General features: G+C 74.5%; 15 protein-coding genes and 1 pseudogene. 10 read left to right on the top strand and 6 right to left on the bottom strand.

Features of this window, described 5'->3' with window-relative positions; all coding sequences use genetic code 11:
* The first annotated feature begins 1 nt into the window (after position 1).
* From LNW72_RS07805 to LNW72_RS07795, 3 genes are all read left to right on the top strand, one after another.
* Positions 2-2,839 (top strand): AAA family ATPase, encoded by a 2,838-nt coding sequence (locus LNW72_RS07805; protein WP_250974727.1) that lies wholly within the window; start codon positions 2-4, stop codon positions 2,837-2,839.
* Positions 2,840-2,983: 144 nt separating this feature from the next.
* Positions 2,984-5,905 carry an AAA family ATPase gene (locus tag LNW72_RS07800; protein WP_250974726.1) on the top strand — a complete coding sequence of 974 codons (2,922 nt, stop codon included), beginning with the start codon at positions 2,984-2,986 and terminating at the stop codon, positions 5,903-5,905.
* Positions 5,906-5,982: 77 nt separating this feature from the next.
* Positions 5,983-6,483, top strand: coding sequence for a hypothetical protein (locus tag LNW72_RS07795; RefSeq protein WP_138353938.1), 501 nt, complete (start codon positions 5,983-5,985; stop codon positions 6,481-6,483).
* 94 nt (positions 6,484-6,577) lie between these two features.
* Here LNW72_RS07795 and LNW72_RS07790 read toward each other — a convergent pair whose 3' ends face one another.
* Positions 6,578-8,512, bottom strand: coding sequence for a peptidoglycan recognition family protein (locus tag LNW72_RS07790; RefSeq protein ID WP_250974725.1), 1,935 nt, complete (start codon positions 8,510-8,512; stop codon positions 6,578-6,580).
* A gap of 292 nt (positions 8,513-8,804) precedes the next feature.
* Entirely contained in the window at positions 8,805-9,893 is a 1,089-nt protein-coding gene (locus LNW72_RS07785) for an aminoglycoside phosphotransferase family protein (protein ID WP_250974724.1), read from the bottom strand.
* 485 nt (positions 9,894-10,378) lie between these two features.
* Here LNW72_RS07785 and LNW72_RS07780 point away from each other — a divergent pair, with 485 nt between their 5' ends.
* Positions 10,379-11,851 carry a hypothetical protein gene (locus tag LNW72_RS07780; protein WP_250974723.1) on the top strand — a complete coding sequence of 491 codons (1,473 nt, stop codon included), beginning with the start codon at positions 10,379-10,381 and terminating at the stop codon, positions 11,849-11,851.
* A 52-nt stretch (positions 11,852-11,903) separates the two neighbouring features.
* On the opposite strand, the gene LNW72_RS07775 is transcribed toward LNW72_RS07780, so the two are convergent.
* Positions 11,904-13,382, bottom strand: a complete 1,479-nt coding sequence (locus LNW72_RS07775; RefSeq protein ID WP_250974722.1) for a SpoIIE family protein phosphatase — start codon at positions 13,380-13,382, stop codon at positions 11,904-11,906.
* A 339-nt stretch (positions 13,383-13,721) separates the two neighbouring features.
* Here LNW72_RS07775 and LNW72_RS07770 point away from each other — a divergent pair, with 339 nt between their 5' ends.
* The 4 genes from LNW72_RS07770 (at position 13,722) to LNW72_RS07755 (ending at position 18,606) form a co-directional block, all read left to right on the top strand.
* Positions 13,722-15,149 carry a HEAT repeat domain-containing protein gene (locus tag LNW72_RS07770; RefSeq protein WP_250974721.1) on the top strand — a complete coding sequence of 476 codons (1,428 nt, stop codon included), beginning with the start codon at positions 13,722-13,724 and terminating at the stop codon, positions 15,147-15,149.
* Positions 15,150-15,306: 157 nt separating this feature from the next.
* Positions 15,307-16,428 (top strand): glycosyltransferase family 1 protein, encoded by a 1,122-nt coding sequence (locus LNW72_RS07765; protein WP_250974720.1) that lies wholly within the window; start codon positions 15,307-15,309, stop codon positions 16,426-16,428.
* Positions 16,425-17,624: a glycosyltransferase gene (locus LNW72_RS07760; protein ID WP_250974719.1), complete on the top strand. Its 1,200-nt coding sequence runs from the start codon at positions 16,425-16,427 to the stop codon at positions 17,622-17,624. Before LNW72_RS07765 ends, LNW72_RS07760 begins: the two co-directional genes overlap by 4 nt.
* 43 nt (positions 17,625-17,667) lie before the next feature.
* Entirely contained in the window at positions 17,668-18,606 is a 939-nt protein-coding gene (locus tag LNW72_RS07755; RefSeq protein ID WP_374117170.1) for an SGNH/GDSL hydrolase family protein, read from the top strand.
* Here LNW72_RS07755 and LNW72_RS07750 read toward each other — a convergent pair.
* The 3 genes from LNW72_RS07750 to LNW72_RS07740 are packed head-to-tail and all read right to left on the bottom strand — an operon-like array spanning position 18,603 to position 20,895.
* Positions 18,603-19,487 (bottom strand): biotin-dependent carboxyltransferase family protein, encoded by an 885-nt coding sequence (locus LNW72_RS07750; protein WP_250980051.1) that lies wholly within the window; start codon positions 19,485-19,487, stop codon positions 18,603-18,605. The genes LNW72_RS07755 and LNW72_RS07750 overlap by 4 nt on opposite strands.
* 20 nt (positions 19,488-19,507) lie before the next feature.
* Positions 19,508-20,125 (bottom strand): allophanate hydrolase subunit 1, encoded by a 618-nt coding sequence (locus tag LNW72_RS07745; protein ID WP_250974718.1) that lies wholly within the window; start codon positions 20,123-20,125, stop codon positions 19,508-19,510.
* The gene (locus LNW72_RS07740; RefSeq protein ID WP_250974717.1) at positions 20,122-20,895 is read right to left on the bottom strand and encodes a 5-oxoprolinase subunit PxpA; all 774 of its coding nucleotides are present in this window, start codon (positions 20,893-20,895) and stop codon (positions 20,122-20,124) included. Before LNW72_RS07740 ends, LNW72_RS07745 begins: the two co-directional genes overlap by 4 nt.
* A gap of 71 nt (positions 20,896-20,966) precedes the next feature.
* Here LNW72_RS07740 and LNW72_RS07735 point away from each other — a divergent pair, with 71 nt between their 5' ends.
* Positions 20,967-22,508, top strand: a complete 1,542-nt coding sequence (locus LNW72_RS07735; protein WP_285369421.1) for a hypothetical protein — start codon at positions 20,967-20,969, stop codon at positions 22,506-22,508.
* 64 nt (positions 22,509-22,572) lie between these two features.
* Positions 22,573-23,472: pseudogene (locus tag LNW72_RS07730) on the top strand (hypothetical protein); the annotation flags it as partial.
* Between the last annotated feature and the right edge of the window lie 121 nt (positions 23,473-23,593).

Here is a 23,593-nt window from a genome sequence, read left to right as displayed (position 1 = left end):
TTTGAACGATCTCTGCGGGAATCGGCCCGGCACGAAGCACGGCGGGCTGCTCGCTTTCGCGGGTCCTGCCGGGCTCGGCAAGACCGCGCTGCTCGCCGAGGTCCGCAGGCGAGCGGCGGCGCGTGGCTGCACCGTGCTGTCCGCACGCGGTGGCGAGCAGGAGCAGGGCATGGCCTTCCATGTCGTCCGCCAGCTCGTCCAGCCGGTGCTCGCGGCGGCCTCCGAGGAGGAGCACCGCCGGATATTGGGCAGCTGGTACGACATCGTCGCCCCGGCGGTCGGGCTGGTGGCCTCGGTCGGCGACGGCGCCCCCGATCCCACCGGTGTGCGTGACGGCCTGGACTGGGTGGTGACGCGCTTCGCCGTCCAGCAGGCGCCCGTCGTGCTGATCCTGGACGACGCGCACTGGGCCGACGCGGAGTCGCTGGCGTGGCTGACCGCCTTCGCCCCGCGGGCCGAGGAACTGCCGATGCTGGTGATCGTCGCGTACCGGCCGGACGAACTGCCCGCCGACGCGATGGCGTTCCGCAAACTCGCCGGCCGGCACGGCTCCCGCCCCTTCGACCTGGTGGCGCTCACCCCGGGCGCTGTCCGCCGCATAGTGCGCGACGCCGTGGGGGAGAGCGCCGAAGAGGCGTTCTGCCGTGAGGCGTGGGCGGTCACCGGCGGCAACCCGTTCGAGGTCACCGAGCTCACCGCGAAGATCTGCGACCGCGAACTCAAGGGCCAGCGCGAGGACATCCCGGAACTGCGCGAACTGGCGTCCGCCGTCAAGGGCAGCGGCCTCATCGAGCGGATCGAGAAGCTCGGCCCGTCCGCGGTCCGCTTCGCCTGGGCGGCGGCCGTCCTCGGCACGTCCATCGCACCGCCACTGGCCGCGGGTGTCGCCGCGCTCGGCCGCGAGGAGGCGGCCGACGCCTTCGAACGGCTGCGGGCCGCGCGCATCCTGACGGTCGGCAGCACCGACAGCTCCACCCTGGAGTTCGTCCACCCGCTGATCGCCACCGCCGTCTACCGGGCGATTCCCAGCGCGCTGCGCGTCGGGATGCACGGCGAGGCGGCGTCGGCCGTGACGGAAGCGGGACTGGGCGCCGCCACCGCCGCCCGGCACCTGCTGGAACTGCATCCCGAGGGCGACGAGTGGGTGGTGCAGCAACTGCGCGGCGCAGCCCGCGAGTACCTGCGGGCCGGAGCGCCCGAGGCGGCCCAGCGCTGTCTCGCCCGCGCCCTGCGCGAACCACCGCCCTACGGCGAGCGCGCGGCCGTGCTCTTCGAACTCGGCTGCTCGTCGCTCCTCAACGAGCCCGCGAACACGGTCAACCACCTGCGGGCCGCCCTGGAGGAGCCGGAACTCGAACCGGAGCTGCGCGAGGCCATCACCTACCGGCTCGCCCAGGCGCTGGGACACACCGGCCGGATGGCGGAGGCCGCCAGAACCGTCGAGGCCGAGGCCAGCCGGGCCAACAACACCCGCACCCGGCTGCGCATGCAGGCCGAGCAGTTCATGTGGAACGCCTTCCGGGCCGACGAACAGGACTCGCCCGCCCGCTCCCGGCGGCTGAGCCGGCTGGCGGACCATCTCACCGGCCGCGGCCCGGCCGAGCGCTACATCCTGGGGCTGCGTGCCTGGGACGCGATGGTGCGCGGCGAACCGGCCGCCGTCGCGGTCCGCTACGCCGAGGAGGCCCTCGGCGACGGCCTCAGCTGGACCGACGAGAACTGGGGCTTCGAGGTTCCGGTCCTGGTCGCCCTCACCTTCATGTACTGCGACCAGCCGGGCCGCGCCGAGGACCTGTTCACCAAGGGCATCGCGGAGCTGGAACGCAAGGGCTGGCGCGGAGCGCACCTGTCGTTCGGCTTCACGCTCCTCGGGTACATCCGCTACCGTCGCGGGCGGCTCGCCGAGGCCGAGGACCTGGTGCACGCCGGGCTGGGCATCGCCGACCGGGTCGGGCCGGGAGTGCCCGCGCAGTGGTTCGCGATCGGCATCCTCATCGAGATCCTGCTCGCCCGCGGCCGTACCCACGAGGCGCAGGAGCTCGCCGACACGTACGACTACGGCGAGGTGATCCCGAACGCGGTGGTCTACCCCGACTCCCAGACGGTCTTCAGCGAACTGCTGCTGGCCCAGGGCATGCGGGGCGACGCCGAACGCCACCTCACGGCGGTCGGCCAGCGGCTGGAGGCGCGCGGCATGCGCAATCCCGCCTGGTGCCCGTGGCAGCTGCACCTCGCCCAGGCGGTGGCCCTCGTCGAGCCAGAACGGGCCTCGGACACCATCCGGGAGGCCGTCCAGCGGGCCCGCCAGTTCGGTACCGCGTCGGCGATCGGCCAGGCGCTGCACGCGTCCGCCGAAGTGACCGGCGGTTCCGACGGTCTGCGGCTGCTGGCCGAGGCCGTCAGCCATCTCGAACGCTCACCCTCGGCGTTCGAACTGGCCCGTGCGCAGGTCGCGTACGGGGCCGCGCTGCGCCGGGCCGGACTGCCGCAGGACGCCGCCGACCGGTTGCACGCCGGTCTGGAAGGCGCGCTGCACTGCAACTCGGACGCGCTCGCCGGCCGGGCCCGTGACGAGCTCGCGGCGGCGGGGATGCGCCCGCTGCAGCTGCGCAGTACCGGGACCGACACGCTCACCGGGCCGGAGCGGACCGTGGCCGAACAGATCGCGGGCGGCCGGTCCCCCAGTGAGGTCGCGGAGGAACTGGGTACCGCGGAACGCGAGGTGACGCGCATGCTGTCGGCCGTCTACCGCAAGGTCGGCACCGATCACGCCGGGCTGCCCAAGGCCCTCGAACAGACATCGGACAACGGGTTCCAGCACTCTGCGCTGGGGCGATGAACCAGGGCCTCGGAAGGTAGGGCCGCGGCTGGTCCGGGACAGGGTCCCGGACCGCGCCGCGGGCGTACGCTGAGGTGGCATCGGACGCGCGTGCGCCGAGCGCATCGGGCGCCCGGCGTACGCGGTGGTACCAGGGGGTGCACGATGCCGGAGCACAGGGCCCGTTCAGGGCGCCCGTTGCTCGAACGAGAGCCCGAACTCGCCGCTGTGGACGAGGCGTTGCGCCAGCTCACCGGCTTGCGGGCGGACGGCGCCGAGAGCCGCGACCGGCCGCGCGGCGGCCTGCTGGCCTTCTCCGGCACCGCCGGGCTCGGCAAGACCACGCTCCTGGCCGAGGCCCGCCGGCGCGCGGCCGACCAGGGCTGCACCGTACTGTCCGCCCGCGGCGGCGACCAGGAGCAGCGGGTGGCCTTCCATGTGGCCCGGCAGCTCCTGCAGCCGCAGCTCGCCGGATCCGGCGAGAGCGAACTGCGCTCCTCGCTCGGCAGCTGGTACGGGATCGTCGGCCCGGCGCTGGGCCTGTGCGCCGCGGGGGACGGCGTGGCACCCGACCCGCAGGGCCTGCGCGACGGCCTGGACTGGGTGGTCACCCATCTCGCCCAGCGGCGTGCCCCGGTGGTCCTCGTCCTGGACGACGCCCACTGGGCCGATCCCGAATCCCTGACCTGGCTCGCCGCGTTCGCGCCGCGCGCCGCGGAACTGTCCATGCTGATCGTCGTCGCCTACCGGCCCGAGGAACTGCCGGAGCACGCCGGGTCGTTCCGCGGGCTGCCCGGCAGCACCGGCCACCGGCCCCTGGACCTGGAACCGCTCACCGCGGCCGCGATAGGCGACCTGGTGCGCGCGACGGTCGGTGAGCACGCGGACGACGCGTTCTGCCGCGAGTGCTGGTCCGTCACCGCGGGCAACCCCTTCGAGGCCGTCGAGCTGACCGCCAGGGTCCGCGACCGGGACCTGCGCCCCGACCGGACCAGCGCGCACCTGCTGCGTGAACTGGCGGCCCTGGTGAAGGGCAGCGGGCTGACCACCCGGCTGGAACGGCTGGGGGTGCCCGCCGTCCGGCTGGCCTGGGCCGCCGCGGTGCTGGGCACCGAGATCTCCCCGGCGCTCGCCGCGGACATCGCCGGCCTCGGCGCGGCGGAGGCGGCCGAGGCCGCGGACGGGCTGCGCGGCGCCCGGGTGCTGACCGGCGGCACGACCCTCGAATTCGTCCACCCGCTGATCGCCACCGCCGTCTACCGGGCGATCCCCGACGCGGCACGGGTCGCGCTGCACGGCCGGGCGGCCTGGTCGGTGGTCGACGCCGGCCTCGGAGCGTCGGCCGCCGCCCGCCATCTGCTGGAGACCCACCCCGAGGGCGACTCCTGGGTCGTCGGCCAACTGCGGGACGCCGCCCGCGAGACACTGCGCGCGGGCGCCCCGGAAGCCGCCCGCAGCTACCTCGGCCGGGCCCTGCGCGAACCCCCGTCCCCCGGTGAGCGGGCCGCCGTCCTGTACGAACTGGGCTGCGCCTCCCTGCTGCTCGAACCCGCCACCACCGTCAACCATCTGCGGGCCGCGCTGGAGGAGCCGGCGGGCGACCCCGCCCTGCGCGAGGGGATCCTCTTCCACCTCTCCCAGGCACTCGCCCACAGCGACCGGCTCGACGAGGCCGCCGACACCGTCGGCGAGGCGGCCCGTACCGCCACCGATCCCCGGGTCCGGCTGCGGATGCAGGCCGAGCAGTTCATGTGGGACGCGTTCCGCGCGGACGAGCCCGGCTCGCCCGCCCGCTCCCGCCGGCTGGCCCGGCTCGCCGACCGGCTGACCGGCCGCGACCTCACCGAGCGGTACATCATCGGGCTGCGCGCCTGGGACGCCGTCCTGCGCGGCGAGCCGTCCGGCACCGCCCTGCGCCACGCCGGCCGGGCCCTGGACGGCGGGCTGCACTGGGCCGAGGCGGACTGGGGCTTCGAGGTCCCGGTGCTGGTCGCCCTGGTGCACCTGTACGCGGACCGGCCCGGCCGGGCCGAGGAGCTCTTCGCCGACGGGATCGCCGAGTTCGAGCGCCAGGGCTGGCGCGGCGCCCATCTGTCGTTCGGCTATCTGCTGCTCGGCTACATCCGCTTCCGGCGCGGCCGGCTCGCCGAGGCCGAGGACTTCGCCCGTGCCGGACTGCGGCTCGCGGAGCGCGTCGGCCGGGGCACACCCGTCCAGTGGTACTCCGTCGCGGTCCTCATCGAGGTGCTGCTCGCCCGCGGCCGGGTGGCCGAGGCGACGGAACTGGCGGCGGACCACGACTTCCACGCCCCGTTCCCCGCCGCCGTCACCTTCCCCGACGCCCAGGCCGTCCACGGCGAGCTGCTGCTCGCCCGCGGCATGGCGAAGGAGGCCGCCGTGGAACTGGCCGCCGTGGGCCGCCGGCTGAACCAGCGCGGCATGCGCAACCCCGCCTGGTGCCCCTGGCAGCCGCACCTGGCGCTCGCCGAGGCGTCCGCCGCCCCGGACCGGGCCCGCGCCACCGCCATGGAGGCCGTCGCCCGCGCCCGGCAGTTCGGAGCCGCTTCGATGATCGGGCACACTTTGCGGATCGCCGCCGAGGTGTCCGGGGGAGCGGAGCGGATGAAGCTCCTGGAGGAGTCCGTCGACTGGCTGGAACGCTCCCCGGCCGGCCACCAGCTGGCCTGCTCGCTGGTCGCCCACGGGACGGCGCTGCGCCGGGCGGGCCGCCCGGCGGAGGCCGCCGAGCAGCTCTACCGGGGCCTGGAGGGCGCCCTGCAGTGCGGCGCCGACGAACTGGCCTCACGGGCTCGCGGGGAACTCACGTCGGCGGGCCTGCGGCCCCTGCGGCTGCCCGCCACCGGGACCGCCACCCTCAGCGAGCAGGAACATGCGGCGGCCGCCCGCGCGGCCACCGGCGCCACACCGGCGGCGATCGCGGCGGAGCTCTCCACCGACGAGGTCACCGTCGGCCGGCTGCTCTCCGCCGTCTACCGCAAGCTCGGCACCGACCCCGGCGGGCTGCCGGGGACGTACCGGGCGGACCCGCCCGGCGGCCCGTCCGGGGCAGTCACGGGGGAGGAATGAGGGCGGGCCGCGGAGAGGTCCGGCGGCCACGGCCCCCGGCGCCGCGCAAGGGGCCGCGGGCCACGTACGATGGCCGTATGTCGTTCCTCCGCCGCCGCACCGCAGCCACGCCCACCGGGCCGGACTTCGATGTCCTGGCCATGGACCCGGGGGACTGGCCGGGCATTCTCGGCGCCGGGCTGCTGCCCGGTCCCGACGGCAGCTGCCAGGGCATCTTCCTGCGCTACGACCTCTTCGGCGGCCGCGGTCCCGCCATGCTGATCGGCAACCTCCCCGAGGGCTCCCCGGCGCGTGAGCTGGAGGACGGCCAGGTGCCCTTCGAGGTGGCCCAGCTGATGGTGGCACTCGGCAACGAGGAGCCGGTGGAAGTGGTCAGCACCGAGGACACCCCCGCGATGCACGGCGACGGTCTGCTCATCGTCCGGCGGATAAAGGTCTCGGAAGCACGGATCGCCTGCGCCCAGTTCGACCGCAGCGACGGCGTCCAGGTCACCATCGCCACCTGGGACCGCCCCATCACCGACGACCTCTACCAGCTGCTGAAGCCGCTGCCCGCGGAGATGTTCCAGCAGGGCTGACGGGACGCACACCGCACGCGAAGGGGCGCCGCCGGGATCCGGCGGCGCCCCTGTCACGTCCCACGGCCGAACGGCCGCCCGTGGGGAGAACGGCTCAGCGCGGGGCGCCCACCTGGGACGGCAGGACGGTGACGTCCTCGGCCCTGACGTACTCCACCCGGTGGCCGAACTGGATCTCGTAGTAGACCTGCTTACCGCGCACGACCTGGTGCGAAGCGGTGTCGAACGTCGTCGAGTAGTAGTACTCGCCCTGGACCCGGTTGCCGATCGCGTACTCCTGGCCCGCCAGGAGCTTGTAGGGCATCGGCACGATCGCCTGCACGGGAACACCCGCGGGGTACGCCGCCGCCTCGGGATAGGCGCGCCCGTAGACCGGGATGTCGGCCAGGCCCGCCTTCGGGGTGGCGGTGAAGCCCCAGGCGTTGACGGCGGTCGGCTGCGACCGGGGGTTGTGGAACCAGGCCTTCTGGCCGAGGTACCACACCGCCGTCCAGTCGCCCTGGCGTTCGGCGACCGCGTATTGCTGGCCGGTGGAGGCACGCGCCCCGACGTCGTTGACGCCCGTCGTGGAGTCACCCGTCGGGTGCAGGCCGATGTCCTTCACCAGGGGCGCGTCCTCGCTCGGCGCCGTGTGCAGCCGCACCGCCTCGGAGCCGCGGGCCGGGCAGGTGTCGCCCGCCGTGACACAGCCGGTGTACAGCGGCCGGTTCTTGTCATAGTCCGGGCGGATGGTGACCAGGCCGCCGGCCGGACCCGCCGTGGCGTGCAGCGGAGCGCCCATCAGCTGGAAGTAGTGCGCCCAGTCCCAGTACGGCCCGGGGTCGGTGTGCATCCCGCCGATGTACGCACCGGTCGGTCCCGGCACGTTGTCGTGGCCGAGGATGTGCTGGCGGTTCAGCGGGATGTCGTACTTCTTCGCCAGGTACGCGACCAGCCGCGCGGACGTCCGGTACATCGACTCCGTGTACCAGGTGCCCGGGTCGATGAGGAAGCCCTCGTGCTCGATGCCGATCGACTTGGCGTTGGTGTACCAGTTGCCCGCGTGCCAGCCGACGTCCTTGGTCTTCAGATGCTGGTCGATGTGGCCGTCCGCCGAGCGGACCGTGTAGTGCCAGGCCAGATACGTCGGGTCCTGCACCAGCTTCAGTGCGGTGTCCCAGCTGCCCTCGGTGTCATGGATGACGATGGTGTCGATCTTCTGACTGGCGGGCCGGTCGGCGAGGTCGTGGTTGCCGTAATCGCCGGGAGTCGTCTCCTGGTAGGGCGCGGGCAGCCACTCGCAGCCCACCCCGCGCGGGCACTCCGTCCCGCTGTCGTTGGCGTGCTTCAGGCCCAGCGCCACCGCCTGCGCGGTGGCCGGGGCGATCCCCGGAGCCGCGGTCAGGGTGACGTTCTGCCCGGCGTCGGTCGTACGGGACTCGCCCTGTCGCAGCACGTCGTAGACATCGTCCGCGAAGGCACCGGCGGTCGCCGAGTCGTCGGCGCCCGAGAAGCGCGCGACGGCGCCGTACCAGTCCGCGGGGTCGGAGCTCAGCGGCTGCCCCAGGGACTTCTGGGCGGCGGCGATCAGGGCCGCGCCGCCCGCGACATTGGCCGCCGGGTCCTTGCGCAGGTCCTGGGCCGGCAGCCCGGTCAGCCCCGCGGCCCGCTCCAGCGTGGTCAGGGTGGCGGGCAGCTTCGACAGATCGGCGTCGGGAACGGCCTGCCCGCTGCCGGTCAGCGGCCGGGAGTCGTCACCGCGCGAGTCGTCACCGCCGTCGCCCTTCTGGGGGAAGTCGGTGAGCGCCGTACGGGCGTCCGTGAGGTGCATCGGGCCGTAGCCCGCGGTCACGCTGGGCAGCCCCTGATGGGTGTCCCAGCGCGATTCCATGTACGACACGCCGAGCAGGACGCTCGCCGGCACCTGATAGCGCTGGGCCGCGTCGCTGAACGCCTGCTGCAGCGACGAGGTGGCGGGCTGGGCGGCGTTCGCGGATGTGGCCGTGGAGAGCACGGGCAGCAGTGCCGCGGCAGCGGCCGCCGCGGTCACCGTACGCAGTGTGCTCCGTCGGTGTCTCGCTGATCGGGCGGCGGACTCTCGCAATGCGGCCTCCTTGAAGCGGTACTGGGGCGAACGGCTCCACAGAGGTATCGGCTCCCGGACGATCCGTCAACAGGCCCCGAACGGGCACTGTTTGCGCACGTCAAACGCCCGTGCCGGGAGTTTCCCCGGCACGGGCGCGCTGGCCTGGCCCGCGTCAGTGGTCTGAACCGGTGACGCGGGTGTCGGCGGGTGGTGAAAACCCCCGTGATCCGGGGGGCTGGACGGGTCCGCGCGGAGCTCAGCGCGTGCCGACGGCGGCACGCACCGCCCGTCGGGCCAGACCGCAGTCGTCGTGCAGCCGGCGCAGCAGCAGCCGCTGCTCCTCGCCCGCTCCGGGCACGGTCTGCGCGGGCGGGGCGGCGCTGCGCATGGTGCGCTGCACGGCGGTCTCGTAGGTACGGATCTCGCGGGTGAGGACGAGCATCAGGTTGACCAGGAAGGCGTCCCGGGAAGCGGGACCCTGGTTCTGGGCGAGCTGGCTGATCTGGCGGCGCGCCACCGGGTCGTTGCCGAGCGCCGACCACAGCACCGCGAGGTCGTACCCCGGCAGGTACCAGCCGGCGTGCTCCCAGTCGACCAGCACCGGGCCGGCCGGGGACAGCAGCACGTTGGAGAGCAGGGCGTCGCCGTGACAGAACTGCCCCTGCACATGGGCCAGTCCGTGCAACAGCTTCTGCAGGTCACCCATGTCCCGGTCGGTGAGCAGCCCCAGCTCGTGGTAGCGCGAGATACGTGCCGGGTAGTCGATCGGCGCGTCGAACACGCCGGCCGGCGGCCGCCAGAGGTTGATCCGGCCGAAGGCGCCGATGGCCGCACGGACATCGGACCGGGGCGGGGTCTCGGTCGGATGGCGCTGTACCGACACGACCCGTCCGGGCATCCGCTCCAGGACCAGCACACAGCTCTCCGGATCCGCGGCGATCAGCCGTGGGACCCGGGCCGGCGGCCGGTGGCGGACGAACGCCCGGTAAGCCGCTATCTCGTGCTGGAACCGCTCGACCCACGCTGGGGACTGGTCCAGCAGACACTTGGCGACCGCGGGACTGCGTCCCGACGTACCGACGAGCAGTGCGGTGCGCCCGCTGCGGCGCAGCATCTGAACAGGGTTGAACTCGGGGCATATCCGCTGAACCGCGGCGATGGCCGTCCGCAGCTGAGCGCCCTGGGGGCCGGTCAAGTCGAGTCTCCCGCTGAGCGGATGGGAGGTGCCCGTCGGGAGGCCCCGCCGAGCGGCGGTGAGCGGCGGACGGGTGCGCAAGGAGGAGTCCGTACCAGCGGGGTGCGACAACCGGGGCGGAGCGGACACGGAGGACGATGCTGAATACATGAGGGGGAAACAGATCCCTTCGTGTGCCTGCGAGCTCATGACGGTGATGCGGTGCTGCGTTTGACGGTGCTGCGTCGGTGCGGTGCTGCCTCCGGCGGTGTCCGCGTCGCGGTGCCGCGACGTGGTGGCCGGTCGGTGGCGTCGGTGGCGCGGCCGGCGCGTGGACGGTCCGGAACCGGTGTCGGCGTCCGGACCCGCACCCTGGGGAATGCGGGTTCGGGCCGGTGGCCCGGTTCGTCCACGCGCCGCACGCCCCTCCCGGGGCCGGTCGTCCCCTGCACAAGAGAGCAGCTCAAGGCGGCTCACGGGTGACTCGAACGACCTTCCGGGAGCCGGCTAGTGCCGGGCCGGGGTGGCGCGTTCCTACATCACACCCTGGCGCGGGTGGCAGACCATCTGGCGCACCCTGGCGAAGCGTGGCGAATACTCGCGGGGCCTTTGTCAGCGGATTAGTGTCAACCGTGCCGAGGAACCTGGGGCTTGACGTGAGCAAAGAAGCCAACACCCGACTTGCGGACCTGTTCGGCCTTACCGGCTGGTCCAAGGGCGAACTCGCACGGTTGGTCAACCGGCAGGCGGCGGCCATGGGCCACCCGCAGCTGGCGACCGACACCTCGCGGGTGCGCCGCTGGATCGAGACCGGTGAGTCGCCGCGCGAACCCGTTCCGAAGGTGCTGGCAGCTCTGTTCACCGAGCGGCTCGGCCGTGTCGTGACCATCGAGGATCTCGGGTTCGACCGGCACCGGCACGCGGGGAAGAAGCAGACCGGAGACGGTCTGCCGTGGCCACCGGAACGAACAGCCGCGGTCCTCACCGAATTCACGGGAATGGACCTCATGCTCAACCGACGCGGTCTGGTGGGCGCGGGCGCCGCGCTCACCGCTGGCTCAGCACTGAGCAGCGCAATGTACGACTGGTTGCACACCGACCCGGCCCTGGTGGCCGATGCACCGGTCATCGACAATCCACTCCACGCCGAACCCGCTTCGTACGACCGGTACGAGGCGGCTCCGGTGGGTTCCCAGGAGATCGAGGCTCTCGAGCGCTCGGTCGAGGTGTTCCGTGCCTGGGACGCGGCCCGCGGCGGCGGGCTGCAACGCAAGGCTGTGGTCGGCCAGCTCAACGAGGTGGGCGGCATGCTCGCCTACCACCACCAGGACCATCTGCAGCGCAGGTTGTGGGGTGTGGCCGCCAATCTGGCCGTGCTCGCCGGGTGGATGTCCCATGACGTGGGCCTGGAGCCCACGGCGCAGAAGTACTTCGTGATCGCCGCGCACGCGGCGCGGGAGGGAGGGGACCGGCCGCGGGCCGGCGAGGCACTGTCCCGCGCGGCCCGGCAGATGGTCCACATCGGCCGGCCGGACGACGCGCTCGATCTGATGAAGCTGGCGAAGTCGGGATCGGGCGAGCAGGCGCTGCCCCGCACCCGCGCCATGCTGCACACCATCGAGGCATGGGCCCAGGCGTCCATGGGGCGCGGCCAGGCGATGCGGCGGACGCTGGGGGAGGCCGAGGACCTGTTCGTCTCGGACAAGGGCGATGTGCCGCCGCCGAGTTGGATGCAGATGTTCGACGAGGCGGATCTGCACGGGATGCAGGCGCTGGCGTACCGCACGCTGGCCGAGCACGACCCGTCGGCCGCGGCCCAGGCGCAGATGCACGCCAAGCACGCGCTGGAACTGCGGGTGGAGGGCCGGGACCGGTCGAAGATCTTCGACTACATCTCGCTCGCCTCGGCGTGCTTCATCGCCAACGACCCGGAGCAGGCCGACCGTTACGCCAGGATGGCACTGCTGACGATCGGCAGTACGTCCTCGCACCGGACATGGGACCGGCTGCGGGAGATGTACCGGCTCACCGGGCGGTACGCGGACTACACGACGATCCAGGATCTGCGGTCGGAGATCGAGGCCGCGATGCCGCCGCTTCCGAAGAACAGGAGCACCCGGCAGGTCTGACCGGGTGGATTCGGTGACCGGGTGAAGTCAACCAGGTCAACGGTGATCCGGTCTAACCGATTCTCGCGACGAGCACGCAGGCGTCGTCCTCGCGCTCGGGGGCACCGAACTCCTCGACGACCAGCCGTACGCAGTCCTGTGCGGTGCGGGCCCGGGTGAACAGCGGCGCCATCGCGAGCAGCCGCCGTGCGCCGTCCGTCGGCTCCGTCGCGGCCGGGAACGAGGTCCGGCGGGGCACGAGTCCATCGGTGTGCAGTACCAGCAGGTCGCCCGGGTTGAGGGGCTCGGCGGCCTGGGTGTACCGCGCGTCGGAGGTGGCTCCGAGGAGCACGCCCTCGGGCGGATCCAGCGCGCGACCCGTCCCGTCCCGGAAGAGCAGCGGGGCGGGATGGCCGGCCTGGGCCCAGGACAGGGTGCGGTCGGCGGGGTCGTAGCGGCAGCACAGCGCGCTGCCGAGGGTGGGCTGGGCCGAGGTGTCCAGCAGGTGGTTCAGCCTGCCCAGCAGCGGTCCGGGCTCCAGCCCGGCCATCGCCATGCCGCGCAGCGCGCCGAGCATCATCGCCATGCCGGAGGTGGCGCTCACCCCGTGTCCGGTGAGATCGCCGACGGTCAGCAGCGTCGCACCGCCGGGAAGCTGCAGTGCGTCGTACCAGTCGCCGCCGATCAGGGCGCTGGTACCGGAAGGGAGGTAGTGGGCGGCCAGGTCCATGGTGGTGGGCCCGCCGCCCTGCGGGAACCGCAGGGAGCCGCGCCACGGCGGGAGCACGGCTTCCTGCAGCTCAACCGCCAGCCGGTGCTCGGACCGCGCGAGCTGCCGCTGGCGCTGGAGAGAGTCACGGGTCTCTCTCAGCGTCAGCTGGCTGCGGCGCAGCTCACTGACGTCCCGCAGTACGGCCCACATCGAAGCGGTGCCGCCGTCAGCGTCGAGCACCGGCTCGCCCACCATGTGCAGCGTCCGGGTGGAACCGTCGGAGCGGACGATGCGGAACTCACCGTCGATGGGCCTGCCGTCGACCAGACAGCCGGTCACCATCGAGGTGAGGGCCTGCTGGTCCTCCTCGAAGAGCCAGGAGGGGAGCTCGTCCAGCGTCAGCGGACCGTCGTCCGGGTCGCGGCCGAAGATGCGGTACAGCTCGTCGGACCATTCGGCCTCGTCCGTCAGCAGGTCCCACTCGGCGCTGCCGGCCCGGCCGGGAGCGTGATCCGGCACACGGTCAGGGAGGGCCGGGGACGGGAGATGGGCAGTGGCGAAGTCGCTGGGGACGAAGGGGGTCGCGGTACCGCCGTCGTCCGCTAAACCCTCGCGGAGCTGCCCCAGGTGCTCGCCCAGGTCGTCGAGCTGGTGCACCGCGAGATCGCACAGCGCGCGCTCCCAGCGGACCTGGGGGTCCGCACCGTCCGGGGCGGCGGTGTCGCGGCGTACCGCGTCGACCTCGCTGCGCAGCCGGCGGGCCTGGGAGATCAGCGCGTCCACCGCATCGGGGTCGGTCGACGGTGCGGCGGAGTGATCCGCGTGCAGATGGGACGGCATGACGCTCTCCGAAGGTGACTCCGATACCGGATACCGGTGCTGAGCGGCCAAGGCGGACGGAAGGGCCGGTAACGACTGTGGCACACGGCGTGATGGCCCGTAAGGGTTTCGGCAATACCCGATCCGGTGGTGCTTATGGCATATGCCATAAGCCTTCCGGGGCCTCTGGCGGCCCGGAGCGACACGGGCGGGGAAACCTCGGTAGGCTGCGGCCCGCCCCGGCCCCACACATTCCCACCCCTCCGCCAGGCTTGAAACGCCCGGTGGCCGGTAAGGATGCCGGGCACCCGCAACGGAAATCCCGTTGCCTTGGAACTCCCCGCACCGGATGCTGACCTCATGTTCGACCCAGACATAGCGCCCAGTGGAACCCTTCTCGGCCTCCTCCAGCGAGGACGCGGAGACGGGACCCTGCATGCCCTGGCGGCGCAGCGGGCAGATGCCCTCGCCGCTCTGGAGCAGTGCGTCCTGCGTGACCCCCGCCTCGACTGGCGGGTGGAATCGCGCTCCCTCTATTACGCGCGGCTGTACTCCGAACTGGAAGCCGGGCTCGACGGGATCGAACAGCACCTCTTCCATCCGGACGACCTCCTGGACCCCGACGAGCACCGCTGCGGTCTCGCGCTGTCCGTCCTCGGCCACCTCGCCGGCTACGGGCGCGGTGACGCCCTGCGCCTGCTGCGGCGCTACGCGGCCACCGGCGGCACCTGGGAGTGGGCCCTGGACGAGCTGGCCGTCCGTGACGACGAACAGGGACTGCGCGGCCTCGGGCCCGCCCTGCTCGCCCGTTTCCCGGAGACCGCCGAGGGCGATACCGAGCTGGCCGCGGCCGTGCGCGAGGCGTACGAGCCCCGGCCGTGGCAGTTGTGGGCCGAGGACTCCCGGCACCCCGCGACCGCCGCCCGGGTCCGCAAGGCACTCGAAGAGGTGTCGTTCGACCGCTGGCAGCGCCAGCTGCGCCCGACGGGACCGACCCCCGGCTGGAGCGTGCGCGCCGTACTCGAATGGGCCGACGAGGGCCTCACCCAGTACCCGGCCGCCCACCGCGATCAACCCGCGGCCCGCTGCCTGGCCGCCGTCGCCGGACCCGAGGACCGCCCCGAGCTCGTCGCCGCCGCCCAGGACGGCCCCGCCGCCGCCCGCGCCGCCGCGCTGCGCCACCTCGCGGACCGGCAGGACCCGCAGGCCCTGGACCTCATCGAGGCCGCCGCCGCCAGTCCCGTGGACCTCGTCGTCAGAGCCGCCCTCGAATCGTTCGAGCGGATGCGCAGCGACGACGCCATGGCCCGGGCCCGCTCCTGGTCCGAGCGCGAGGACGCGCTCGGCATCTCCGCCGCCCGCATCCTCGCCTGCCGCGGCGGCGACGAGGACACCGGCCGGGTGCTGGCCGGCCTGCGCAGACTCGTCCAGAGCGACGGCGCCGACGCCGAGGGCCTCGCCGTCCTCATCGAAGGCGCCGGCCGGCTCGCCATCGGCCGCTCGGCACCCGTGCTGCGCCACGTCTACCGCGAGACCTCCTCGTCCCAGCTGCGCGGCTGCGCCGCCCAGGCGCTGGCCGCCACCGATCCCGGCTTCGCCGCCGGCTTCGCGGTGGAGTGCCTGTGGGACTGCGAGGAGACGACGCGCGAACTCGCCGCCCACCAGGCCGCCACCGGAGACGTACGGGTACTGGCCCAGCTGCGCCGGATGGCCGCCGATCCGGCCGAGGAGGCCGAGGTGCAGACCGCGGTGCGGGGCCGCCTCAGCTCGGGCGAACCGGCCCGCTAGAGCGCTTCTCCGACGGCCCCCCACCTCTCGGCGGGGGGCCGTCGGCGGTTCACGGGGCCGGATCGGGCGGCTCGGCCGCCCGAAGGGTCATCACGCGTTCCACGGCGGTATAGATCGACGTGGCCCTGTCAACGCTCGGCATGGCGACAACGTGGGTATGCGAGTTGCGATCGTCACCGAGTCCTTCCCACCCGACCTCAACGGAGTGGCGCACTGCGCGCTCCGCACCGCAGAGCACCTCGCCAGGCGCGGGCACGAGCCGCTGGTCATCGCACCGGCCGGGCCGAACGACGTACCGCCCGGCGACGACCCCTGCCCCGTCATCCGCGTCCCCTCCCTGCCGCTGCCCCGCTACCCCCAGGTACGGGTGGCCCTTCCGGGCCGCCGGACGGCCGCGGCCATCGCCGCGCACCGCGCCGACATCGTCCACCTCGCCAGCCCCTTCGTCCTCGGAGTGCGGGGCATGGCGGCCGCCGAGCGGCTGCGGGTCCCGGCGGTCGCCGTCTACCAGACCGACCTGGCCGGCTACGCCCGCTCCTACCTCCCCGTCGGCGAGGCCGCCGCCTGGCGGCGCATCCGCGCCGTGCACGCGGCCGCCGCCCGCACCCTCGCCCCGTCCACCGCCTCGGTGCGGGAACTGGAACGGCAGGGCGTCCCCCGGGTGCACCTGTGGCCGCGCGGCGTCGACCCGGTGCGCTTCCGGCCCGCACTGCGCGATCCCGCGCTGCGCCGCACCCTCGCGCCGCGCAGCGAGCTGATCGTCGGCTACGTGGGCCGGCTCGCCCCGGAGAAGCAGGTCGGCCTGCTCGCCGGGGTCTGCGGGCTGCCCGGCGTCCGGGTGGTGGTCGTCGGCGACGGTCCCAGCGCCCCCGGGCTGCGCGCGGCGCTGCCGGGCGCGGTCTTCCTCGGCTCCAGGACCGGCGACGAGCTGGCCAGGATCTTCGCCTCGTTCGACGTCTTCGCGCACACCGGCCCCTTCGAGACGTTCTGCCAGACCGTCCAGGAGGCGATGGCCAGCGGGGTGCCGGTGATCGCCCCCGCGGCCGGCGGCCCGCTCGACCTCGTCGCGCACGGACGCACCGGCCTGCTGGTGCCGCCCGGTGACGCCGACGCGCTCTGCGACGCGGTGCAGCTCCTGCAGCGCGCCCCGGCGCTGCGCGCGCGGTACGGGGCGGCGGGCCGCGCCGATGTCGCCACACGTACCTGGGAGGCGGTCGGCGACCAGCTGCTGGACCACTACGCGCAGGTGCTCAGCGCCCGTACGGCGGTCGCGGCATGAGCCGGCCGCTGCGGATCGTCCGCCTCGCGAACTTCATCACCCCCGTCTCCGGAGGGCTGCGCACCGCTCTCCAGCACCTGGGCGAGGGCTATCTCGCGGCCGGCCACGAGCCGGTCCTCATCATGCCGGGAGCCGCGTCCCCCGGACGCCCGGCGATCCGCGCGGAATCCACCACCCAGGGGAAGGTCATCACCCTTCCCGGCACTCCGATCCCCGGCACCGGCGGCTACCACGTCCTCGCCCGCAGACAACCGGTCGAGGCGCTGCTCGACGCGCTCGCCCCGGACCGGCTGGAGGTCTCCGACCGGACGACGCTGCGCTGGACGGGGGAGTGGGCCCGCAGGAACCGTGTCCCGTCCGTCATGGTCTCCCACGAGAGCGCCGACGCCGTACTCCGTACCTGGGGGCTGCCGCCGGCCGCCGCCCGCGTCGCGGCCGACCGGCTCAACCGCCGTACCGCGCACGCCTACTCGCGGGTCGTGTGCACGACCGGGTGGGCCGCCGCCGAGTTCGAACGCCTCGGGGTGCGCAACGTCGTACGGGCCCCGCTCGGCGTGGACCTCGGCCGGTTCCGCCCGGCGCTCCGCGACGGCGCGCTCCGGGCCCGGTACGCGGGCGGCGCCGCGGTGCTGCTCGTGATGTGCTCGCGGCTGTCGGCCGAGAAGCGGCCGGGCCGCGCCCTGGAGGCCCTCGCGGAACTCCGGCGGCGCGGCGTCGACGCGGCGCTCGTCGTGGCCGGGGAGGGCCCGCTGCGCGGCCGCCTGGAGGCCCGGGCCCGCGCCGCGGGGCTCCCGGTCACGTTCCTCGGCCATGTGGCCGACCGCGACCGGCTGGCCGCCCTCCAGGCCTGCGCCGACATCGTCCTCGCCCCCGGCCCCGCCGAGACCTTCGGACTGGCCGCCCTGGAGGCGCTCGCCTGCGGCACCCCCGTCGTCGCCAGCGCCCTGTCCGCACTTCCCGCCCTCATCGGCCCGGCCGGCGCCGGCGCCACCGACGGCCGCGCGTTCGCCGACGTCGTCCAACGCCTGCTCTCCCGGCCCGAGTCCGTTCGCCGCGCCGCCGCCCGCCACCAGGCCGAGCGGTACGGCTGGCCCGCGGCCGTCTCCGCGTTCCTCGCCGCCCATGAGGCGGCGCCCCTGATCACGGCCTCTCCCTTCGGCGCTCTGCCCGCCCGCACACCGGGAGCCACGCCATGACCCGCCGCCGCCCGCTGTTCATCCGGGGCGCGGGGGAGACCCGGTGAGCGCCCCCGTCCTGGCACCCGGCCCCCGGCCGGGCGGCCGGCACGACCACCCGCGGGCCGGACGCCCGGCGGACGGGCACCCGCCGGCGATCCGCTTCGCCGCGCTGGGCGACTCGCTGACCGAGGGACTCGGCGACCCGGGCCCCGACGGGCGGTGGCGCGGCTGGGCGGCGCTGCTCGCGCCGGGGCTGGGGGCCGGACCCCGCGACGTGGAACTGCTCAACTGCGCCCACAGCGGCGCGCTCACCTCCGACGTGGCGGGGCGGCAGCTCGACGACGCGCTGCGCTTCCGGCCGCATCTGGCGTCCGTCCTGGTCGGGGCCAACGACACCCTGCGCGGGTCGTTCGACATCACCGTCGTCGCCCGGCGCCTCGATGTCGTCATGGGCGCGCTGCGGGCCGACGGCTCCGGCGTTCTGACGGCCTGTCTCCCCGACCCGGGCCGCGCCATCGGACTGCCCTGGCCGCTGGCCCGTCCGCTCGCCCGCCGGATGCGGGCGGTCAATGACGTGGTGCACGTCCTGTCGCAACGGCACGGCGCACTCCATCTGCACGCGGCAGACCGGCCGTGGACGGCGGACCGTGCCGCGTGGAGCGCGGACCGCCTGCACCCCAGCGAACTCGGGCACCGGCTGCTGGCCGGCGAGTTCCACGCCCTGCTCACCGTGCACGGCCTCGCCGCCGGCGAGCCCCCGCACCCCGACCCCGCCGGTCCCGGCCCCTCGCGGGCGGCGGGCGCCTGGTGGATGGCGACCCGCGGCACTCAGTGGATCGCGGACCGCTGTACGGATCTGCTCCCCGGACTCCTCCGGCTCGCCGCCGCGGAATGCCGCCACCGGGCGGCCGGCACCACCCACATCCTGGACACCCGGGTCCACGACCTGACCACCCGGGCCCTCGCCCTGCTCGACCAGGGCCTGTCCGGCATGCCTTAGCCGCGCCCGAACCCGCGCCCGCGCACCGGGAGGAACCGTACGGGCGTGCCGGGGACGGCCTGCGCCGCCGCGGCGAGCCGCGGCTCCGGCACGACGCCGATGACGGGATAGCCGCCGGTGGTGGGGTGGTCGGCCAGGAAGACGACGGGGCGGCCGTCGGGCGGCACCTGGACGGCGCCCAGCACCATCCCCTCGCTGGGCAGCTCGCCGTCGAACGCCCGCCGCAGCGCCGGGCCTTCGGTGCGCAGCCCGATGCGGTTGGAGGCGGCGGAGACGGTGTACGCGCCGGCCGCCAGCAGCCGTGGCGCGTCCTCGGCGAACCAGTCGTCGCGCGGCCCGAGCACGAGGGGCAGGACGAGTTCGGCCGGCGGGGCGGGCCACGGGATCGTGTCGGCGTCACGGGACCGGCCGCCGGGCGCGCCCAGCGGGAGCGTGTCGTGCTCCGACAGCGGCGGCGGGCCGAGCCCCGAGAGCAGGTCGGCGGAGCGGCTGCCGAGCACCGGCCCGACGTCGACGCCGCCCGCGAGCGCCAGATAGCAGCGCAGCCCGCCCTCGGCGGCGCCGAGTTCCAGGACGGCGCCGGCCGGCACCAGGACCGCGGCGCCCCAGGGGGCGGGGCGGCCGTCGATCCGGACCGCGCAGGGCGCACCGGTGACGGCCGCGACGACGGGGCGGTCCGTCCGCACCGCGCAGCCGTTGACGGTGGTCTCCAGGGTCGCGGCCCCGTCCGGGTTGCCGACCAGCCGGTTGGCCCGGCGGTGCGCGGGCGGGTCGAGCGCCCCGGAACGCGGCACACCGAGGTGAGCGTGGCCCGGCCGCCCGAGGTCCTGCACGGTCGTCAGCGCACCGGCCCGCACCACCCGCACCGACCCCCGCGTCATGCCGCGCCCCTCGTGCTGTGTCATGACGCGTCCCGGGTGAAATGCACCTGAGTGCCGGGGGCCAGCAGTGCCGCCGGCTCGCGCCGCGGGTCCCACAGGACGGCGTCGGTGGTGCCGATCAGCTGCCAGCCGCCGGGGGAGGAACGGGGGTAGACGCCCGCGTACGGCCCGGCCAGTGCCAGCGAACCGGCGGGAACCGAAGTGCGGGGGGTGGCCCGGCGCGGTAGGTGCCGGTGCTCGGGGAGCCCTGTCAAGTACCCGAAACCGGGAGCGAAGCCGCAGAACGCCACCCGGAAGACGAGGCCGCCGATGATCTCCGGGACCTCCTCGGGCCGCACCCCCCACAGCCCGGCGACCTCCACCAGATCGGGCCCGTCGTACCGCACCCGGATCTCCGTCTCCGCCCCCGCCTCCGCCGTGAGCGGCGGGACGGTCCACGTGGCCAGTTCCACGGCGAGCGCGCGCGGGTCGTCCAGGCCGTCGAGCAGGACCGTGCGGGCCGCGGGCACGATCTCGCGCACCTTCGGCAGCGTCCCGGCCGCCCGCCGCCGCAGCAGCTCGGCGTGGAACGCGCCGACCTCGCCGTCCGCGTCCAGCTCCACCAGCAGCGCCCGTTCCCCCACCGGGAGCGTCCTCACGCGAAGGGCCGCAACGAGACGCCCGCGTCCTGGAGTTCGCGCCGCACCCGCCGCGCGAGGTCCGCCGCGCCGGGCGTGTCGCCGTGCAGGCACAGCGACCGCGCGCCGGCGGCGATCCGCCGGCCGCCGGCCGCGACGACCTGTCCGTCACGGGCGACCGCCAGGGCCTGCGCGACGACGGCGTCGGCGTCCTGGAGCACCGCGCCCGCCTCGCCGCGCGGCACGAGGGTGCCCCGCTCGGTGTAGGCCCGGTCGGCGAACGCCTCGGCCACCGCCGTCAGACCGGCCTTCCCCGCCGCGGCCAGCAGCTCGGAGCCGGGCAGCCCCAGCACCGGCAGCCCGCCGTCCGGCCCGCCGGCCAGCAGGACGCCCGCCACCACGGCCGCCGCCTGCGCCGCGTCGCCGACCGTCCGGTTGTAGAGCGCGCCGTGCGGCTTGACGTACGAGACCCGTGAGCCCGCCGCCCGCGCGAACACGTCCAGGGCGCCGATCTGGTAGGCGACTTCGGCGGCCAGCTCGTCCGGCGGCACGTCCATGGCGCGCCGCCCGAAACCGGCCAGGTCCCGGTAGGAGACCTGCGCGCCGATCCGTACGCCGCGCTCGGCGGCGAGCGCGCAGACCCGCCGCATCGTGACCGGATCGCCCGCATGGAAGCCGCACGCGACGTTGGCGCTGGTGACGACGGAGAGCAGCGCGTCGTCGTCGGTGAGGGTCCACCGGCCGAAGCCCTCGCCGAGATCCGCGTTGAGATCGATGACCATGTCCGCCATGGTGCTGCATCGGGAACGGCTCTGCTACGGGTGACTTGTGGCCGGGCGGGTGATCCGTGCCGTTTCGTTCGATGTCGGTGGCACCGCCTAATGTGTGCGTCGTGACCGTAACCACCCCGTACCCGACGACGGGCGCGCCCCGCCCCGCTCCGGGCCCGGCCGCCGACGAGGGCCTGGCCCGCCGCCTCAAGGCGCTCGCGTGCACCGCGCCGCTGCACGACCTGGACGTGCGCAAGGCGAACCTGGCCGGTGAGTACTCGGTGTACGCGATGGCGGAGGTGGCGCTGTCCGCCATCGACATGGTCACGCTCAACATGGACTTCGACACCGGCGCGGACCCGGAGCAGATAGTGACCAGGCTGCTGCCCCGGGTCGCCGCCCAGTCACCGCGCCGGCCCGTCGAGGAGCACGAGCGGGTGGCCCGTTGGGTCCTGGAGAACCTGATCAACGTCGGCAGCGTGGACCGCGGCTTCCGCGCGGTCTACGGCACCTTCGGCCCGGACGGCGCGTACGTCCGCCGCGACTACGACTTCAAGCTGATCGAGGAGGTGCCGGGCCCCGGCGGCGGTGTGTACCTGCGCACCACCGACGAGGCGGTCAACGTCCTGGTCGGCGCGCTCGACACGGACGTCACCAGCGCCCAGATCGCCGCCGAGGTCAAGCTCGAGGTGCTGATCAGCCGGGGACGGCTGGCGGACGCCCAGCTCGCCGCCGAGCAGGCCCGCTACCGCACCGTGCAGTACGCGGAGACGCTGCGCCGCGCCCTGGAGGCGACCCGGCGCAACGTCCGGGCGGTGGACTGGCTGCGCGCCGTCCCGGACATGATCGCCGAGGCGCTCGACCACGTCGCCGACCGGTACCGGCACGAGAACGCGATCCTCACCAACATCCGCAAGGCGCGGGACGAGGCGGAGGACCCCGAGCACAAACGGCGGGCCGCCGAGCTCGTCGACATCGTCAAGGACTGCATCCGCCGCCACACCCAGCTGCAGTCCCGGCTGCTGGAGGCCGGGCCGCTGTTCCGCGCGGAACAGGACCGGCAGGCGTTCGCCTCGGCGCCCGCCCGGGCCGGGCTCGATCTGTACGGGCAGCTGGTCGCGCCCGTCCTGCCGCTCCCCGTCGAGCAGGCGTCCCGGGTCACCGACGCCTTCTTCGCCCGGGGCGCAGGCCTGCGCACCCCGCCCGCGGTGCGGATCTGCGACCTGGTGGACGTGCTGCTCACCCCGCCCACCGAACGCGAGCACCTGGGCGCGGCGATGCCGGAACCGGACCTGGTGGCCACCCCCGCCGACAGCCGCTTCACCGAGGAGCAGCTGGAGAGCGCGCTGGAACTGCTGGACCTGCCGGACGACGCGCCGCGCCGGCTGTCCGGGCTGCTCGCCGACGCCCGCCGCCGTGACCCCGAACTGCCCTACCTCGTCGCCCTGCTGGCGGTGCACGCCGCCAGCCCGCCGGTCGGCACCGCCTACCGGCAGGGCGAGCCGCGGCTGCTGTTCTCCGTCGACGACGGCGAGGAGCTGACGGATCCGGAGTTCGGCGGCGCCGACCTGATCGTGGGCACCGCCCGGCTCGACACGGCCGGCATGGCCGCGGCCCGTTCGGAGATCGCATGACAGCCGCCGCACCCACCAGCGCCCCCGAGCAGCCATCCGCCGTCCGCCCCGAGGAGATCCACCCGTGACCGAGTACCGCGACGCCGAGACCGCGCCGCCGGCCGCGTACGGCGATGCCGCGCCGGCCGCGCGATCCGGCGCCCCGTCACCCGTCACCGCGGCCGACGCGGCGGACGCCGCCCGGCTGGTCGCCTACGGGCTGCAGCCCAAACTGCTGCCCGCCCGTGACGCGGAGTACGCGGAACTGATCCGCAGACACCGCGAGGAGCCGGCCTTCGCCCGCCTCGCGGACGCCGTCGCCGCCGGGCTGGGCCTGATCGTCCTGGAGGTGTCGCCGCGCGCCGGGATGGCCGTGGCCGCCGCCGAGGACTCGGTGTTCGCGGTCCGGATGGGCGAGTACTCGCGGCGGGCCGCGTCCGACGCCGCCGACCGCTTCCTGCACGGCCTGGCGCACCTGGCCACCGCCACCATGGCGTTCCCCCGCCCCGAGGACCTCGCGGATGACGGCTACATCGGCCGGATCACCGTCAACGGCATCGACGGGTTCGTCCGCCAGGCCTGCCGCCGGCTGGAGGAGCGCGCCGAGGAGCAGGGCGAGAACACCGACCCGGCCAGCGACGCGCCCGGCCTGGAAGCGGCCTGGCGGGTCTGGACGCGCCGCAGCGCCACCGGCGCGACCAAGGACGCCCGGCGGCTGGCCGGTTCCACCACCGGCATCGTCGGCAAGGCGGTCGCCTTCCTCGTCGACTCCGGCTTCCTGCAGCGCACCGGGGACGACGCGGGCGGCACGTTCCGCACCACGGCCCGGTACCAGCTGCAGGTCCGGGACATGGCGGGCAGCGCGGCCATGGCGGAACTCCTGGAGCTGGGCGTCGTCCCGGTGAGCGACGGTTCCGCGACCCTGCTGCCGCCCGACGACACCGGGGAGCTGGACCTCGTGGCCGAGGCCGGCCTGCCGTTCCACGAGAGCGACAGCCACCGGGGCGACAGCCACCGGAACGACGGTCACCGGAGCCCCGGCCGCGAGAGCCGGTACAGCCAAGAAGACCAGCACAGCCACTCCTGAGCCGCACCCACCCGCGCGC

Origin of the sequence: Streptomyces sp. RKAG293 (assembly GCF_023701745.1) — a bacterium.
Classification (GTDB): Bacteria; Actinomycetota; Actinomycetes; order Streptomycetales; family Streptomycetaceae; genus Actinacidiphila.
The sequence above is the reverse complement of the archived record's forward strand: the minus strand, read 5'-3'. Positions and strand labels throughout refer to the sequence as shown.